Source organism: Mycobacterium sp. SMC-17 (genome assembly GCF_045310915.1).
Taxonomy (GTDB): Bacteria; Actinomycetota; Actinomycetes; order Mycobacteriales; family Mycobacteriaceae; genus Mycobacterium.
Map to the genome: position 1 here is coordinate 21,142 of NZ_JBJIAK010000039.1, position 14,857 is coordinate 35,998.

Genomic DNA, 14,857 nt, shown 5'->3' on the forward strand with positions numbered 1-14,857 from the left:
GTCAGTAGGCGGAGACCGCGTTGTCTGCGACCCAACGCTTTTCGGCGTCAGAGCCCATGGGCGGCGGGATCAAGCCGTTGATCATCCAGAGGTCCTCACTGGTCTCATCGACGTGAAACTCCCAGTGCGGGTTGTCCTGCGCCTCCAAATACGGACTGAGGATCGCCTTGATCCAGTGGGCAATGCGGTGGCGATGGTCCTTGTCCGCGGCGCGGCGGGCGATGTGGTCGATGACCACCCGCAGCCCGACGGCGGTCTGCTCACCACCGACATACAGGTCACCCGAACGGGTTTCGTTGAAGATGACCACGACGTAGAACCGCGGCAGCCCCGCCTTCTCGTAATGATCGGTGATGCTGCGCGCCAGCGCACGCTTGTCCTCGGCGGTGAAGAAGTCCGGCGTGTGGTGAATGGTCCACAGCGGCATGCCGTCAGACCGCCATCGCGAAGGTCAGGTTCTCCACCGGACCCGACAACGCCGACTTGACACCCACCGACACCTCATCGGCCAGGACCTCGACCGCACCAGCTTCCAGTCCGTCGATGATGCGGGTCGCGATATCCACCGCCGTCGTCTTCGGACCCGGGATATCGGCAACCATGTCGGTCTCGATCAGCCCGGCGTGCACCCCGACCACCTGCGTGCCTTGTGCCGCCAGCTCGCCGCGCAGCGAGTTGGTGACCGACCAGATCGCGGCCTTCGAGGCGCCGTACGCCGCGCTTCCGGCCACCCAGGACAGCACCGAGTGCATGTTGACCAGGGCGCCGCCGCCGTTGGCCGCCAGAATCGGGGCGAAGGCCCGAGCCACTCGCAGCGGCCCGAAGACGTTGATGTCGAAGGTCGCCTCGATATCGTCGAAACCGCCGGTCAGCAGCGAACCGGGCAGCAGGATGCCCGCGTTGTTGAAGATGATCTCGGCATCCGGTGCGAGCTCGGCGAACGCGGAAACCGATGCCTCCGAACGTACTTCGAGTTCGACCGGGACCACTTCGGGGCGTTCATCGGTGAACGACGACCGGCCCGTCGAATAGACCTTGCGCGCTCCCCTGGCCAGAAGTTCGTCGACGAGTGCGGCGCCCAGACCCCGCCGTCCGCCGGTCACCACGACCACCTTGCCTGCCACTGCGACCATCTGAAGCTCCCTTGCTGAATAACGATGACGTTACTAAGATGGAAGCACGGATATCTGAGTAACGCAAGCGTTATCCAAAAAGAGGGTGTGATGGAGTTCGAGGAAAGACTGCGCGACCGCCAGTGGTCGATCAAGGACGGCTGCTCGGTGGCCAAGCTGCTGGACCTGCTCAGCACCAAGACCGTTTTTCTCGCTGTCCGCGAAAGCCTTTTCGGTACAACGCGATTCGAAGACTTCGTCGAGCGGATCGGAACGTCCGCACCCGCGGTGTCACGCGCGCTCAAACAACTCGAGGCCGCACAACTGATGGTGCGGGTGCCCTATCAGGAGCCCGGCAAGCGCGCGCGGGACGAATACCGGCTGACCGAGGCCGGCGAAGACCTCCTGCCGGTGTACCTGGCGATGAGTCAGTGGGGCGACAAGCATCTACAGAAGGGCGGACGCGGTCCACTGTGCTTCGTCGACCGGGAGTCGGGCAACCGGGTTGGCGTGATCGTCACTGATGATCCAAATGCTGCCACCGTTTCCGCAGGTGACATCGAGATCCGGCTGAATCGGTCGTGAGCTTTGCCCATTCCGGAATCAGCAACCATCGCGTCACCGTTGGAGATGAAATGACAGCGCACCCCTTCACGGACCTCACCACCGTCACCGCGGTCGGCGACGGCACCTTCACCGCCACCATCGACCCGGTGTGGACGATCGGCCCGAAGGTGCATGGGGGCTGCATGATGGCGGTGTGTGCCGCGGCCGCGCAGCAGGCCATCGGTGCAGAATCCGACCTGGCGCCCGTCGCCGTGAGCGCCAACTACCTGAATGCGCCGGACCCCGGGGAGGTGCAGCTGACGACAACGGTCCGGAAGCATGGGCGCCAGGTCGCCCTGGTCGATGTCCAGCTGTCGCAAAACGGTCGCGCGGCGGTCAGCTGCGCGGTGACGCTCGGACCGCTGGACGCCAAGCCGCCGCGCCACCAGGACTCGCTCGAGGTGTCCTACCTGCCGGTGGAACCACCTGCGGATGCCGTACCGGTGACCGGTGGCCACGCGGTCGGTGCGATCGTCCACGTGGCACAGGGCTGCCAGTTCCTGCTCGACGCAGCCACACCGTTCCTGTCCGGCGACGAGGGCGACCCCGTCAACCGAATGTGGTTGCGGCCCTTCGCCGACGACGAGGCCAACCCCGAGACCGCCCTGCTGTTCGCGCTGATGGCAGGCGACATCACTCCCCCGGTCACGATGAATCAGGGACACTTCGGCTGGACGCCGACCGTGCAGCTCACCACCTATGTGCGACGGCGGCCGGCGCCGGGATGGCTGCGGGTGCAGGCCAGCTCGACGGTGGTCGGCGAGACGTGGTTCGAGGAGGACCACGTCATCCTGGACTCCACCGGCCAGGTGGTCGTCCAGAGCCGGCAGCTCGCGATGCTGCCGCGCGGTTAGGCGCCCAGCTCAACCAGTTGGGCGTCACCCTGGATCGTCGAGAACTGTTGCCACCACACCCAATCGGTGATCGCTGCCCGCAGGTCGGCCGCGTACGGCGCGGTGTAGGCGCGGTACAGCGCCGCCGACTCCTGCAGGCGGCCGTAGGCGGCCAGCTTCTCGAGGTGTGCCGTCCGATACGTCTCGCCCGTCGTCTGCATCAGCGGGCGGATCGACTCCATCCACGCCTTGCCGATGGCCGCGGGGTCGGGCGGGACCAGCTGAACGGGCTGCGGCGGCAACGCTTCATGCAGCTGCGCGTCCGGCCACTCCGCGAGCTTCGCGGCGGCCTCGGGAGCGATGACCTCCAAGCGGGTGCGACCCTTCATCAGGCCGTCCGTTGGAATGTCCTCTGGCGGAATGACTCTCGTCTGCAAGCTGCCGGCGAACGGCTGCACTTCCTGCTCGGTGCCGATGATCACCTTGAGCGTCTTCTCATGGAAGGTGCACCACGCCTGCAGGGCGACGAACGGCTCGCGGACCCACCGGCCGCGCTGGCCGGCCGGGATGCGCTCGTCAGCGCTGACGAAGATCACCTGCGAGGGTAGGCACATGCCGTCCGGAATGAACGACACCCCATAGGAATTCGCGGCGATGATCTCGCCGTCGGTCGTCACGCCGACCGCCCACACGAAGTTCCACGCCATCGCCGGGATCGACGGCGGCGCGTGCAACGCCGCCGCGATTCGCTCGGCGAACTGCACATCCGCGTCACCCGCGGACTTGCGCACCAGACCGGCCCGCGCCGCGGCAGCCATCGCGTCACGTTCGGCGCGCGCCGCCGTCACCGGGATCGGCGCCGCAGCAGCGGCGTTCTGCTGCTGGTTGGTCGACATCGGCGCGACGCCCGGACCACCCGGACCACCGGCACCTGCGCCGGGTTGCGCGACCGGCGCGGCCGGCGATGGCGTCGGTGCCGGCCCCAACGGGGCGGCCGGTGCGGCGCCGGCGGGTGTGCCGGTCGGCGCGGCGGCACTTGCCGCGCCGGCTGCCTGAGTCACTGGCGCGGCACCCCCGCCGCCGGTGCCTGTCGCCGCCCCACTTGCAGCAGCCGGGGTGCCGGACGCTGCGCCCGTCTGGGTGGCGGGTTCGGGTGTCGTCAGCGGTGCGGCAGGCGCCGCCGCGGATAACGGCTGTGCGTTCGCGAGTTGGCCGAATGGGTTCTTCGGGGTATCGGGCGCCTGCGGACCCGTTGGCTGGCCGGTGCCTTGCTGGCCGGTGCCCTGACCGGTCGGTGAGCTCGACGGGCTGCCCGGCGAACTGGGAGAAGAAGATGCAGCTGTAGTGCCGGGTGCAGAGCCTGGCGCATTCGAGCGAGTCGCGGTCGACGCCGGGATCGTCGAACCGGGAGCACCCGCCGTCTGCGTGGTCCCAGGGGCGGTCGTGCCCGAAGTCGATCCAGTGGTTACCGTCTGGCCGGGCCCCTTCTCCGTCACATGGCTGCCTGCGCCACCCAACGGCTGGCCTTGGCCGTTCCCCGTTGGATTAGCCGGCGGCTCCGCGGGCTTCTGCTGGCTCTCGTGGCTAGCGCCGCCGGTCAGCACCTGGCCCTGGCCTTCCGCCGGCGGGTTCGGGTTCGGGTTCGGGTTCTTTGGAGCGTCTTTCTTTTCCGGCTGAACTACGTGGTTCGCGCCACCGCTCAAGAGGTCGCCTTGTCCGCCGCCTCCACCAGGTCCACTACTACTCGGTGCCCCCGGCACCGGAGGCGGCGTACCAGGCGTAGCGGGGTTTGGAGTCGGCGGTGGTGGCGGAGGCGGCATCTCACCCTTCGCGCCAGGCGTACCTGGTGGAACGCCCAACTCTTGTGCCAGACCAGAAGCACACGCCGACACTGCCGCGGTGTTTTCGGCAAGGCCTGCAGCCACCAACGACTGAATCGACTTCATAAACGTCACGGCCGTGTTGAAAAACGTATTGGCCGCTACAGCGTCTCCTGACTGCGCCGCCGCGCAACCGGCCGCGAGCATCTGAAGGGCCGCCTTCGCGAATACCTGGCAGACTTGCTCAGTTGTCTCCGCGGTGTGATTCACTGCGTTCTTGGTTTGAACCACCGCAGCTTCGGCGCGGAACATCTTCCTGGCCGCCGCGTACACAGCTTCGCACGCTTCCCCGTACGAACCGAGAACACCTTTTGCGGCAGCCTCTGCAAGCCGTCCGGCCTCGCCCTCCCAGTCCGACAACTGCATTCGCTGGTGAGCGTGATGCGGGATCACCTCTCCATCAAGGCGGTCGCCCAGTGACATCAGCCGGACGGCGATGTCATTGAGCGCGTTCTCGTCAACATCCGGAAACGCTGCACCTTCGACAGTCTTCGGGCCGTAGTCACCTGGATGAAATCGATCAATTGCCATATTGGATCGTCCTTCGACCGGGGCAGATCAGAATTGCCGAATAGTCGGGGTCGACAATGCCGGCTCGACTCCCGACGGGAACCACCGAATCGATCTCAGGCATTGGAGTACCGAATCTCAACCCGCAGCGTAATTGCACGCCATCCGCACGACCGCAGCCGCTCCCTGACCAGCAGAGTAAAGGGTGTGATCGTTCGGCTGATAAGTCGATAGAGCCGCAACATATGTGCGTTGGTATTGAACACCCAAGAGGATGAAATCCTTCACAATTGGGTTCGAACTCGTCTCAGCCAATTTCTCCAGGGCGTCTGCCATAGAACTCATCGCGGGGATAACCGCATCGGTGAGGGACTGCTGCTCTGGCGACCAATTGCTGGCAGGAATCTGAGGATCAGTCGTCATCCAGTTCTTGAATGCTGGGTTCTGGGCCAACTGATCAAGAGTCGAGCTCAAATTCGAGCATACCGCGTCAGCGGTTTCGAACATTCGCGTTGGGTGTGCCAAATCCCCGATAGGAGCAAACACTGTCGGCGCTTTTTGTGCAGGAACCGCCGATGCTCGCGCCGCAGCAGAACCCGACGAAATCGCATCGCAAACGTACGTGATTACTAGGCCTGCTGTCGCTGCCGTTCGCGCCAAGTTGTCGTCAATCGGCTTGTATGCAGAAATGCTGTCCGCGTATGCACGCATATACACAATGGACTGCTCGTATAGTTCGCGCATTACGCGGTGGGGAGTCATCTTCGCCAGCGGCACGATCTGATCGGCGGCTTTACGCCATGCCTTTCCAACGGCCTCGTATTGCGTCCGAACATCTGGTGTCCACAACGACGCTGGGATCGAAGGATCGCGATCCCGCCAGCCTTTGCCCTCGACCCCCGCCAAGGTATTCGTGATCGGTCCCCACGGCGCGCACGACGGGTCCTCGGTGATGATGCCGACCGGCCCTTTGTCGTTCGCACTCGCAACATCCGACGGCGCGGCCGAAGTCTCCGTGCCACCGCCTTTGCTGTCACCACTGTTCTTGGTGCACGACACTGCAACTACAGCCGTCACCGCGATCACCGCAACCAACGACACCGCTCCAATGGCCCACTTGGCGGCGCCGCCCTTCTTCGGCGGAACCGGAGCCGGCCATGGCTGCTGCGGGCCCCACTGCCCACCCGGTCCCGGCTGGCCCGGCCAGCCACCCGGCTGCTGCGGCGGGGGCGCACCCCACGTCGGCGGTTGCGTCACAGATCGCCCTCCCTCAGAAACTCAACGCAAAACAGTCAAGACCGAAAATTACACATCGACCGCAGGATTTGCGGCGTGGCGCCCCGACCGCGGCGCAGGCGTGGAAGGCGGCACCGGCGCGGCCGGGCCGCTGCCGGGCCCGGCAGCGGCGTGCTTCTTGTCGGCCTCGCGGTCCTTGTTTTCCTCAGGCTTCTCGTCCCGCTTCTCCTCGCGGGCCTTCTCGTCGCCCGGCTTGCGCTCCTCCGGCTTGAGCTGTTGACCGGCAGCACCACCGACTCCCCCGGTACCTGCGTCTGCCGGCTTGGCCCCGTCTTTACCGGCCTGTCCGGCGAGCTGCTGGACCTGCTGTCCGATCTGCTGGGCCGCCTGCATCGCGGTCTGCGGAACCGAGCCGAGTGCCTGCATGGCCTGCGCGGGCGCCTGGAAGGCCTGCATCGCCATGCCCATCATCTGGCCGAACTGGCCCATTCCACCGTCGGCACCGCCGCCAACTTTGCCCGCGGCGGACGCGGGATTGAGGCTGTCGCCGGCGGCCTTCTGGATCGTCTGCCCGCCGGCATCGTCAGCGTTCTGATAAGCGCTCTTGGCCGACGAGACCTTGCCCGCAAAGGCCTGATCTTCCGCCTGCGCAGCGGCGACCTTCTCGTTGGCGCCGTCGACCAATCCTGGGATATACGACGAGAGCATCAAGCTGACCGGATCACCGTGCGCAGGAAGATGCACCCAACCCAGGGGCGGCACCGAAGCCGCCGACCACGACAAGGTCTCCAGGTCGATCTTCAACTCACCGCTCAACGCGTCCACCCCCACATCTGGACAGTCCCGCATCTGAGATTACCCGCACCACCAACCCCAGTCCTGCACCAATCTTGCGCAGCGCTGGGTACGAGTTTGCTCAAGTCACGAGCGACAGCGGAAAAGCGCGCTAGGCGGCCGAAGTCACGCGGTAGACGTCGTACACGCCTTCGACGTTGCGCACCACGTTCAGCACGTGGCCCAGGTGCTTCGGGTCGCCCATTTCAAAAGTGAAGCGGCTGATCGCAACTCGATCGTTGGACGTGGTGACCGACGCCGACAGGATGTTGACCTTCTCGTCGGCCAGCACCCGGGTGACGTCGGACAGCAGACGGTGCCGGTCCAGCGCCTCGACCTGAATGGCCACCAGGAACACCGACGACGGCGACGGCGCCCACTTCACGTCGATGATGCGCTCGGCCTGCTGCTGCAGCGACGCGGCATTGGTGCAGTCGGTCCGGTGCACGCTGACGCCACCGCCGCGGGTCACGAACCCCATAATGTTGTCGCCGGGCACCGGCGTGCAGCACTTGGCGAGCTTGCAGAGCACCCCGGGTGCACCCGGAACCGCTACGCCCACATCGTCATTCGTGCGGCGCCGCACCGGCATGGTGGCCGGCGTCGACCGTTCGGCGATCTCGTCGGCCGCGTCGTCGTCACCACCGAGCGTGGCCACCAACCGCTGCACGACGTGCCGGGCCGAGACATGTCCCTCACCGACGGCGGTGTACAACGCCGAGACGTCCGCGTAGCGAAGTTCGCGCGCGAGCGCGGCCATCAGTTCGGCGTTCATCAACCGCTGCAACGGCATTCCGCCGCGGCGCACCTCGCGGGCGATGGCGTCCTTGCCGGTCTCCAGCGCCTCTTCACGCCGCTCTTTGGCGAACCACTGCCGAATCTTGGCCTTGGCCCGCGGCGACACCACGAACGTCTGCCAGTCACGCGACGGGCCGGCGTTCTGGGCCTTGGAGGTGAAAACCTCGACCACTTCACCGTTTTCGAGCTTGCGCTCCAGCGCCACCAGGCGGCCGTTGACGCGGGCGCCGATACAGCGGTGCCCGACCTCGGTGTGCACCGCGTACGCGAAGTCGACGGGTGTGGAACCGGCCGGCAGCGTGATCACGTCACCCTTGGGCGTGAACACGAAGATCTCCTGCACGGCAAGGTCGTAACGCAGCGACTCGAGGAACTCGCCCGGGTCGGCCGCCTCACGCTGCCAGTCGAGCAGCTGGCGCATCCATGCCATGTCGTCGATCTCGGTGGCGTGTCCGCCCGCGGGTAACCCGTTGCGGCCCTTGGCTTCCTTGTACCGCCAGTGTGCGGCGATGCCGTACTCGGCGGTGCGGTGCATGTCGATGGTGCGGATCTGCACCTCCAGTGGCTTGCCCTCCGGGCCGACGACCGTCGTGTGCAACGACTGGTAGACACCGAAGCGCGGCTGCGCGATGTAGTCCTTGAACCGCCCGGCCATCGGCTGCCACAGCGAGTGCACGACGCCGACCGCGGCGTAACAGTCGCGGATCTCGTCGCAGAGAATGCGGACACCGACCAGGTCGTGGATGTCGTCGAAGTCGCGGCCCTTGACGATCATCTTCTGGTAGATGGACCAGTAGTGCTTCGGCCGGCCTTCAACGGTCGCGTTGATCTTCATGGCCTGCAGCGAATTGGCGATCTCGGCACGCACCTTGGCCAGGTAGGTGTCACGCGACGGCGCCCGGTCGGCGACCAGCCGCACGATCTCCTCGTACCGCTTGGGGTGCAGGATCGCGAAGGACAGGTCCTCAAGCTCCCACTTGACGGTCGCCATACCGAGCCGATGGGCAAGCGGCGCAATCACTTCGAGCGTCTCGCGCGCCTTGCGGGCCTGCTTCTCCGGCGGCAGGAACCGCATGGTGCGCATGTTGTGCAGCCGGTCGGCGACCTTGATCACCAGCACGCGGGGATCGCGCGCCATGGCGATGATCATCTTGCGGATGGTCTCGGCCTCTGCCGCCGAGCCCAGCACCACTTTGTCCAGCTTGGTGACGCCGTCGACCAGATGACCGACCTCGGTGCCGAACTCGGCGGTGAGCGCCTCGAGCGTGTAGCCGGTGTCCTCGACGGTGTCGTGCAGCAGCGCGGCGACGAGCGTCGTGGTGTCCATGCCGAGCTCGGCCAGGATGTTGGCGACAGCCAGCGGATGGGTGATGTACGGATCACCGGACTTGCGCAACTGCGGCGCGTGCCGCTCCTCGGCAATCTCGTAAGCGCGCTGCAGGATCGCCAGATCGGCCTTGGGGTAGTACTCGCGGTGCACCGCGACGAGCGGCTCGAGGACGGGATTGACCAGGCTGCGCTGGGCGGTCATACGGCGGGCGAGCCGGGCACGGACACGGCGGGACGCGCTGACGGTGCCCTTGGCCGCTTCCAGTGACGCCGCCTGCGGCGGCTCGGGCGGCGCCGACTGGACCTGCGTCACCTTGTCGTCAGCCAACGCCGCACACCTCCTACACCTGGTTTGTCGAGGATAGCCCCTCAGACGACGTACAGGCTCGTGACCGGCAGCGGTTCCAGCACAGCGCGTCCACCGAGGCCGTTCAGTTCGAGTACGACCGCGGCCGCGGTCACCGTCGCACCTGCCGCCTGCAGCAGCCGGACCGTCGCAGCAACCGTTCCGCCGGTGGCGAGCACGTCGTCTATCACGACAACGCGCCGGCCGGTCAGATCGATCCCATCGGCGGGAATCTCCAGCGTGGCGGTGCCGTACTCCAGCGCGTAGGACTGGCTGTGCACCGGCGGCGGCAACTTCCCGCCCTTGCGGACCGCGAGAACTCCGGTACCCAACCGGGTCGCGACGGCGGCACCCAGCAGGAACCCGCGTGCATCGATACCGGCAACCAGATCCACACCGTCGGCGGCCTCAGCCAGTGCGGCCGTCACCGCGGCAAGCCCGCGGCCGTCGGCGAGCAACGGCGTCAGATCCTTGAACTGGATGCCCGGCTCCGGAAAGTCCGGCACCTCACGGACCAGCTCGGTGAAGAGTGCGTTGAGATCGGTCACTTGCTCCCCCAGCGGTCCATGTTCCAGCCGGCGCCCCACCGCGTGGGGTTGGCGCGCACGAGCGTCAGGTCTTTCGCCACCAGCAGGGTCCGCTGCTGGCGGTACAGCGGCAGCGTCGGCAGGTCGCCCCACAGCACCCCGGCTCCCTCACCGAGCAGGCGCGCCTGTTCCTTGGGGTCGGTGGTCACGGCCAGGGCGGCGATGACGCCGTCGACGCGTTCGTTGGCGTAACCCGACAGGTCGTTGCCGTTGCCGCTGTGCAGGGCGTACGAATCCACCACCGACGAACCGCTGGAACCACTGCCCGCGGCTCCCCCGCCACCGGACAGGAGCACGTCGATGTCGTTGGCGCGCAAGCTTTGTGCACCGACCGCCGGCGACGCGACCTCCTGCACGGTGATGCCCGCGGCGGCGCACGACTTGGTGATCGCGGCGACCACCGAGGCCAGCCGGGCATCCGGCCCGCGATACCCCATCCGCACGGTCAGGGGCTGGCCGCCCGCCGCGGCGCGCGCCCCATCCACGTCGGCGGCGGCGAACTGCCCACTGGCGTCGACGTTTTCGGCCACCGCGAGGGAATCATCCGACGCCGTATTCAGCCGGGCATTGCTGACGTAGACGCCGACCGCGGCGGCGATCGCGTCCCGCGGCGTACACAGCGCGACGGCGCGGCGCGCGGCCGGATCGGCCAGCACACCCTGGGCCGCGAAGATCAGCTGCTGAATGTCATCGGACGCGCTGTCCCTGCGCACGTAGCTCGACGGCACATCGTCCTTGCCGACCACGCCGGCGGCGATGTCGACGACCTCGGCCTTGCCGGACTTGATCCGGCTCGCGATGTCGGCGCCCCGCGGCGCCACCGTGATCTTGCCGATCACCGGCTTGGCGCCCCACCATTTGTCGTTGGCCGCCAACGTGATCGAGCCGTCCTTGGCCACCGACGCGAGCTTGTAGGGGCCGGCCGAGGGGAACTTCTTGAGGTCCGTGTCGGGCTTCAGATCCCAGGTGGTGTTCCAGGCGTCGGCGATCTTGTCGATGGTCGGCGCGTCACCGCTCTGCAGCGCCTTCGTCACGCCGCCGTCGCCGAGACCGAGCGCGTCGTCCAGGACGTGCGCCGGCAGCATCGACGTCGCCGCGAACAGCTGGCCGTAGTCGGTGATGTCGCGGTCGCGGACGAACGTCACCCTGGCGCGCTTCTGCCCCGGGGTGCAGTCGACGACCGCGATGTCGCTGTAGCCGGCGCGGCTGGCCGCGTCGAACGCCGGGAACTGCCCCGACTGCGCCGCCCAGGCCAGCACCATGTCGTCACACGTGACCGGCTTGCCGTCGGAGTAGACGGCGCTGTCGTTGATCTTGTAGTCGAGCGTCAGTGGCGCCCGGCCCATCACCGAAACGGTGCCGAAGTCACGATCGGCGACCACCTGCCCGTCGGGCCCGCGATAGTTGAACCCCGTCTGTACCCGCGAAAATGCTTGCGGCGCACCGGAAGCCGCGCCGACGACCGACGCGGTGTTGTAGGTGGGCAGCGCGCCGTCGACGATGTAGTCGACGGCGTCAGCCGAACTGTCACAACCGGACAGGCCGAAACCGGCCACCAACATCACCGCACCGGCCAAGGCGGTTCGGCGGAACCGGGCGGGCATCGAGGGCTAGCCCCGGGTGCGCTTACCCGACGGCTTACCGGTGGGCCGCAACGGCTTGGCCCCCGGCGCCGGCTTTTCCGGTGCGTTCACCGCACCGACGGTGACCTCGTCGCCACCGGTGACGCCGCGCTCGATCGACGACTTGCGGCGGTTGAGCACCCGGCGGGTGTGGTTCTTCACCAGGTCGGTGCGCTCGCGCATCGACACCAGCAGCGGGGTGGCGAAGAAGATCGACGAGTAGGTACCGACGATGACACCGACCAGCTGGACCAGCGCCAGGTCCTTGAGCGTGCCCACGCCCAGCAGCCACACCGCGACCACCATCAGCGAGATGATCGGCAGCGCCGAGATGAGGCTGGTGTTGATGGACCGCATGAAGGTCTGGTTGACCGCCAGGTTGGCCTGCTCGGCGAACGTCCGGCGGGTGGTGTGCTCGAAGCCGTGGGTGTTCTCCTCGACCTTGTCGAACACGATCACGGTGTCGTAGAGCGAGAAGCCGAGGATGGTCAACAGACCGATCACGGTGGCCGGCGTGACCTCGAACCCGACGAGCGAGTACACACCCGCCGTGCTGAGCAGGTCGAAGGCCAGCGAGGCCAGCGCTGCCAGCGCCATGTAGCGCTCGTAGCGGATGGTGATGTAGATCGAGACGATGACGATGAACACCACCAGCGCGATCAGCGCCTTCTTGGTGATCTGATCACCCCAGGTCGACGACACCGCCGAATCGCTGATGACGGCCTTGGACGCCTTGCCGTCCTCGCCCTTCGGCTGGAATGCGTCGAAGAGGGCGTTGCGCACCTTCTCGGTGTCCGCCGTCGACAGGGTCTCCGTGCGGATTTGCAGGGTGGCCGAGTCGCCGTTGCCGACGCGCACCACCGACTCGGGGGCATGGCCGAGCGTCTTGTTGAAGACGTCCTCGACAGCCTGCGGAGTGGCAGTGGTGGACACACCCGCCACCGGCATCGCGATCTTGGTTCCGCCCTCGAAATCGATACCGAAGTTGAAACCGCGGATCAGGATGCTGGCGATCATGACCAGCATGATCACGCCGCTGATCGCGTACCACATACGACGCTTGCCGATGACCTCGAATGCACCGGTACCGGTGTAGAGGCGGACGAAGAATCCGTGCTGCGGCAGGCTGCCGCCCGGCTCGGTGGCGGTGGTTTCCTCGATCTCGGTGGCCGAATCCTCTTCGGCCGCAGCCGATTCGGTCAGCTCCAGGTCGGTGTCGTCAGTTGAGTGCTTCGACATGTCGGTGTTACCCCTGTCCCGTCAGGCTGGCCGCTCGCCGCTCGCGCGCAATCTGCTGCACGGCGCCGAGACCGTTGTACGCAGGCTTGGCCATCCGCGCCGACTTCGACGCCAGGAAGACCAGCGGCCACGTCACCAGGAACACCACCACGATGTCGAGGATCGTGGTCAGGCCCAGGGTGAACGCGAAGCCCTTCACCTGTCCGACAGCCAGGATGTACAGCACCAGGGCAGCCAGGAAGGTGACCGCGTTACCCGAGACGATGGTCTTGCGGGCGCGTGCCCAACCACGTGGCACGGCCGAGCGGAAACTGCGTCCCTCTCGGATCTCGTCCTTGATGCGTTCGAAGAACACCACGAACGAGTCGGCGGTCGTACCGATACCGATGATCAGACCCGCGATACCCGCCAGGTCCAGCGTGTAGTTGATGTACCGGCCCAGGAGCACCAGGATCGCGAACACCATGGCGCCCGACGCGACCAGCGACAGCGCGGTGAGCAGGCCGAGGACCCGGTAGTAGGCCAGCGAGTAGAGCAGCACCAGACCGAGACCGATCAGACCGGCCCACAAGCCGGCGCGCAGCGACGTCAGGCCCAGCGTGGCCGACACCGTCTCCGCCTCCGACGACTCGAACGACAGCGGCAGCGAGCCGTACTTCAGCACGTTGGCCAGGTCTTTCGCCGTCGAGGCGTTGAAGTGGCCGGTGATCTGCGTGCGGCCGCCCGGGATCGCCACCTGGATGGCCGGCGCGCTGACGACCTGGGAGTCGAGCACGAACGCGGTCTGGGTGCCGATGTTCTTGGCAGTGAAGTCGGCCCACACCTCGGCGGCCTTCTCCTTGAACGTGACGTCGACGACGTACTCGCCCTGCTGCTGGTTCAGACCGGACGACGCGTCCTTGATCTCGTCACCGCTGATGATCGACTTGTCCAGCAGGTAGACCTCTTTGTGGTCCTTGGAGCAGGTCACCAGCGGCAGGTTCGGGTCGTCGTTGCCGGCCAGCACGTCCTGCTGGTCGCAGCGGGTGGCCTGGAACTGCAGAGCCAGCAGCTGGATCTGCGGCTGCGTGCTCTGACGCAGGGCCTTCTCGTCGGCGATGCGCTGGGCCAGTTCGGCCTTGGGGCCGTGCGCTCCCGGCGCGGGCGCGGGGGCACCCGGTGCGGGGACGCCCGGTGCGCCCGGGGCCGGAGCGGCGGGGGCACCCGGTTCAGGTGCACCCGGAGCGGCAGGTGCCGGCGGGGCAGGCGTGGCCGAGGTGTCCGACGGCGCCGGGGTCGGCTCCTCCGGGAAGGGCCGCGGCTGCGGGGCCGGGGCGGGTGCCGGCTCGGTCGAGGCCGGGTGCGCGGGCATGCCCGGCGTCGGCGGGACGACCGGGGCCTCCGGCTCGGCGGGCGCGATCAGCGGCGGCATACCGGGCATGCCGGGCAGACCACCGGGCCCGCCGGGGATGCCACCGGGAGCCGGAGCAGCCGGCGCGGCGGGCTTCGCGGGCTGCGCGCCCTGCGCCGGGATGACGTGCACGACGGGCCGGATGTACAGCCGCGCGGTCTGGCCCAGGTTGCGGGCCTCGCTGCCGTCCTGGCCGGGCACCGTGATGATCAGGTTCGAACCGTCGATCACAACCTCGGAACCCGAGACACCGAGGCCGTTCACACGGGCGCCGATGATCTCCTGGGCCTGGATCAGCGCCTCGCGGGTCGGCGTCGAGCCGTCAGGGGTACGTGCAGTCAGGGTGACCCGGGTACCGCCCTGCAGGTCGATGCCCAGCTTGGGCTTGGCCTGCTTGTCGCCGGTGAGAAACACCAGAAGGTAGGCGCCGATCAGCAGCGCCAGGAACAACGACAAATAGCGGTATGGGTGCACCGGCGCCGAAGACGATGCCACGGTTCTAGGGTCTCCTTGAGATCGGTACGTCAGCCCCGCA

At 67.1% G+C, this 14,857-nt stretch carries 12 protein-coding genes; 2 read left to right on the forward strand and 10 right to left on the reverse strand.

What is annotated here, in order from left to right; translation table 11 throughout:
• Position 1: 1 nt before the first annotated feature.
• Positions 2-427, reverse strand: a complete 426-nt coding sequence (locus ACJH7A_RS21800) for a tautomerase family protein (protein ID WP_406802690.1) — start codon at positions 425-427, stop codon at positions 2-4.
• Between the two features lie 4 nt (positions 428-431).
• A complete protein-coding gene (locus ACJH7A_RS21805) occupies positions 432-1,133 on the reverse strand; it encodes an SDR family oxidoreductase (protein ID WP_064858997.1) in 702 nt (233 codons plus the stop codon).
• Positions 1,134-1,223: 90 nt separating this feature from the next.
• Here ACJH7A_RS21805 and ACJH7A_RS21810 point away from each other — a divergent pair, with 90 nt between their 5' ends.
• Both ACJH7A_RS21810 and ACJH7A_RS21815 read left to right on the forward strand, forming a co-directional pair.
• Entirely contained in the window at positions 1,224-1,697 is a 474-nt protein-coding gene (locus ACJH7A_RS21810; protein ID WP_064858996.1) for a helix-turn-helix domain-containing protein, read from the forward strand.
• Between the two features lie 50 nt (positions 1,698-1,747).
• Complete coding sequence (locus ACJH7A_RS21815; protein ID WP_406775782.1) at positions 1,748-2,572, forward strand: thioesterase family protein; 825 nt, start codon at positions 1,748-1,750, stop codon at positions 2,570-2,572.
• Here ACJH7A_RS21815 and ACJH7A_RS21820 read toward each other — a convergent pair.
• From ACJH7A_RS21820 to secD, 8 genes are all read right to left on the reverse strand, one after another.
• Positions 2,569-3,612, reverse strand: coding sequence for a secretion protein EccK (locus tag ACJH7A_RS21820; RefSeq protein ID WP_131808742.1), 1,044 nt, complete (start codon positions 3,610-3,612; stop codon positions 2,569-2,571). The genes ACJH7A_RS21815 and ACJH7A_RS21820 overlap by 4 nt on opposite strands.
• Before the next feature lie 1,467 nt (positions 3,613-5,079).
• Entirely contained in the window at positions 5,080-6,042 is a 963-nt protein-coding gene (locus ACJH7A_RS21825) for a Vmc-like lipoprotein signal peptide domain-containing protein (RefSeq protein WP_406775781.1), read from the reverse strand.
• Between the two features lie 204 nt (positions 6,043-6,246).
• The gene (locus tag ACJH7A_RS21830; protein ID WP_406775780.1) at positions 6,247-7,002 is read right to left on the reverse strand and encodes a hypothetical protein; all 756 of its coding nucleotides are present in this window, start codon (positions 7,000-7,002) and stop codon (positions 6,247-6,249) included.
• 121 nt (positions 7,003-7,123) lie between these two features.
• Positions 7,124-9,466: a bifunctional (p)ppGpp synthetase/guanosine-3',5'-bis(diphosphate) 3'-pyrophosphohydrolase gene (locus ACJH7A_RS21835; protein ID WP_212811621.1), complete on the reverse strand. Its 2,343-nt coding sequence runs from the start codon at positions 9,464-9,466 to the stop codon at positions 7,124-7,126.
• 41 nt (positions 9,467-9,507) lie between these two features.
• A complete protein-coding gene (locus tag ACJH7A_RS21840; protein WP_318984456.1) occupies positions 9,508-10,032 on the reverse strand; it encodes an adenine phosphoribosyltransferase in 525 nt (174 codons plus the stop codon).
• A complete protein-coding gene (locus ACJH7A_RS21845) occupies positions 10,029-11,675 on the reverse strand; it encodes an ABC transporter substrate-binding protein (RefSeq protein WP_318984455.1) in 1,647 nt (548 codons plus the stop codon). The genes ACJH7A_RS21840 and ACJH7A_RS21845 overlap by 4 nt, the downstream gene beginning before the upstream one ends.
• 6 nt (positions 11,676-11,681) lie before the next feature.
• Positions 11,682-12,932: a protein translocase subunit SecF gene (secF, locus tag ACJH7A_RS21850; RefSeq protein WP_212811624.1), complete on the reverse strand. Its 1,251-nt coding sequence runs from the start codon at positions 12,930-12,932 to the stop codon at positions 11,682-11,684.
• A gap of 7 nt (positions 12,933-12,939) precedes the next feature.
• Complete coding sequence (secD, locus tag ACJH7A_RS21855) at positions 12,940-14,817, reverse strand: protein translocase subunit SecD (protein WP_406802691.1); 1,878 nt, start codon at positions 14,815-14,817, stop codon at positions 12,940-12,942.
• Positions 14,818-14,857 lie beyond the last annotated feature (40 nt).

Bases quoted from the DNA above. Each gene is read 5' to 3' on its own strand.
- ACJH7A_RS21800 (WP_406802690.1), bottom strand. From the start codon at position 427: ATGCCGCTGTGGACCATTCACCACACGCCGGACTTCTTCACCGCCGAG.
- secF (WP_212811624.1), bottom strand. From the start codon at position 12,932: ATGTCGAAGCACTCAACTGACGACACCGACCTGGAGCTGACCGAATCG.
- ACJH7A_RS21805 (WP_064858997.1), bottom strand. From the start codon at position 1,133: ATGGTCGCAGTGGCAGGCAAGGTGGTCGTGGTGACCGGCGGACGGCGG.
- ACJH7A_RS21845 (WP_318984455.1), bottom strand. From the start codon at position 11,675: ATGCCCGCCCGGTTCCGCCGAACCGCCTTGGCCGGTGCGGTGATGTTG.
- ACJH7A_RS21815 (WP_406775782.1), top strand. From the start codon at position 1,748: ATGACAGCGCACCCCTTCACGGACCTCACCACCGTCACCGCGGTCGGC.
- ACJH7A_RS21810 (WP_064858996.1), top strand. From the start codon at position 1,224: ATGGAGTTCGAGGAAAGACTGCGCGACCGCCAGTGGTCGATCAAGGAC.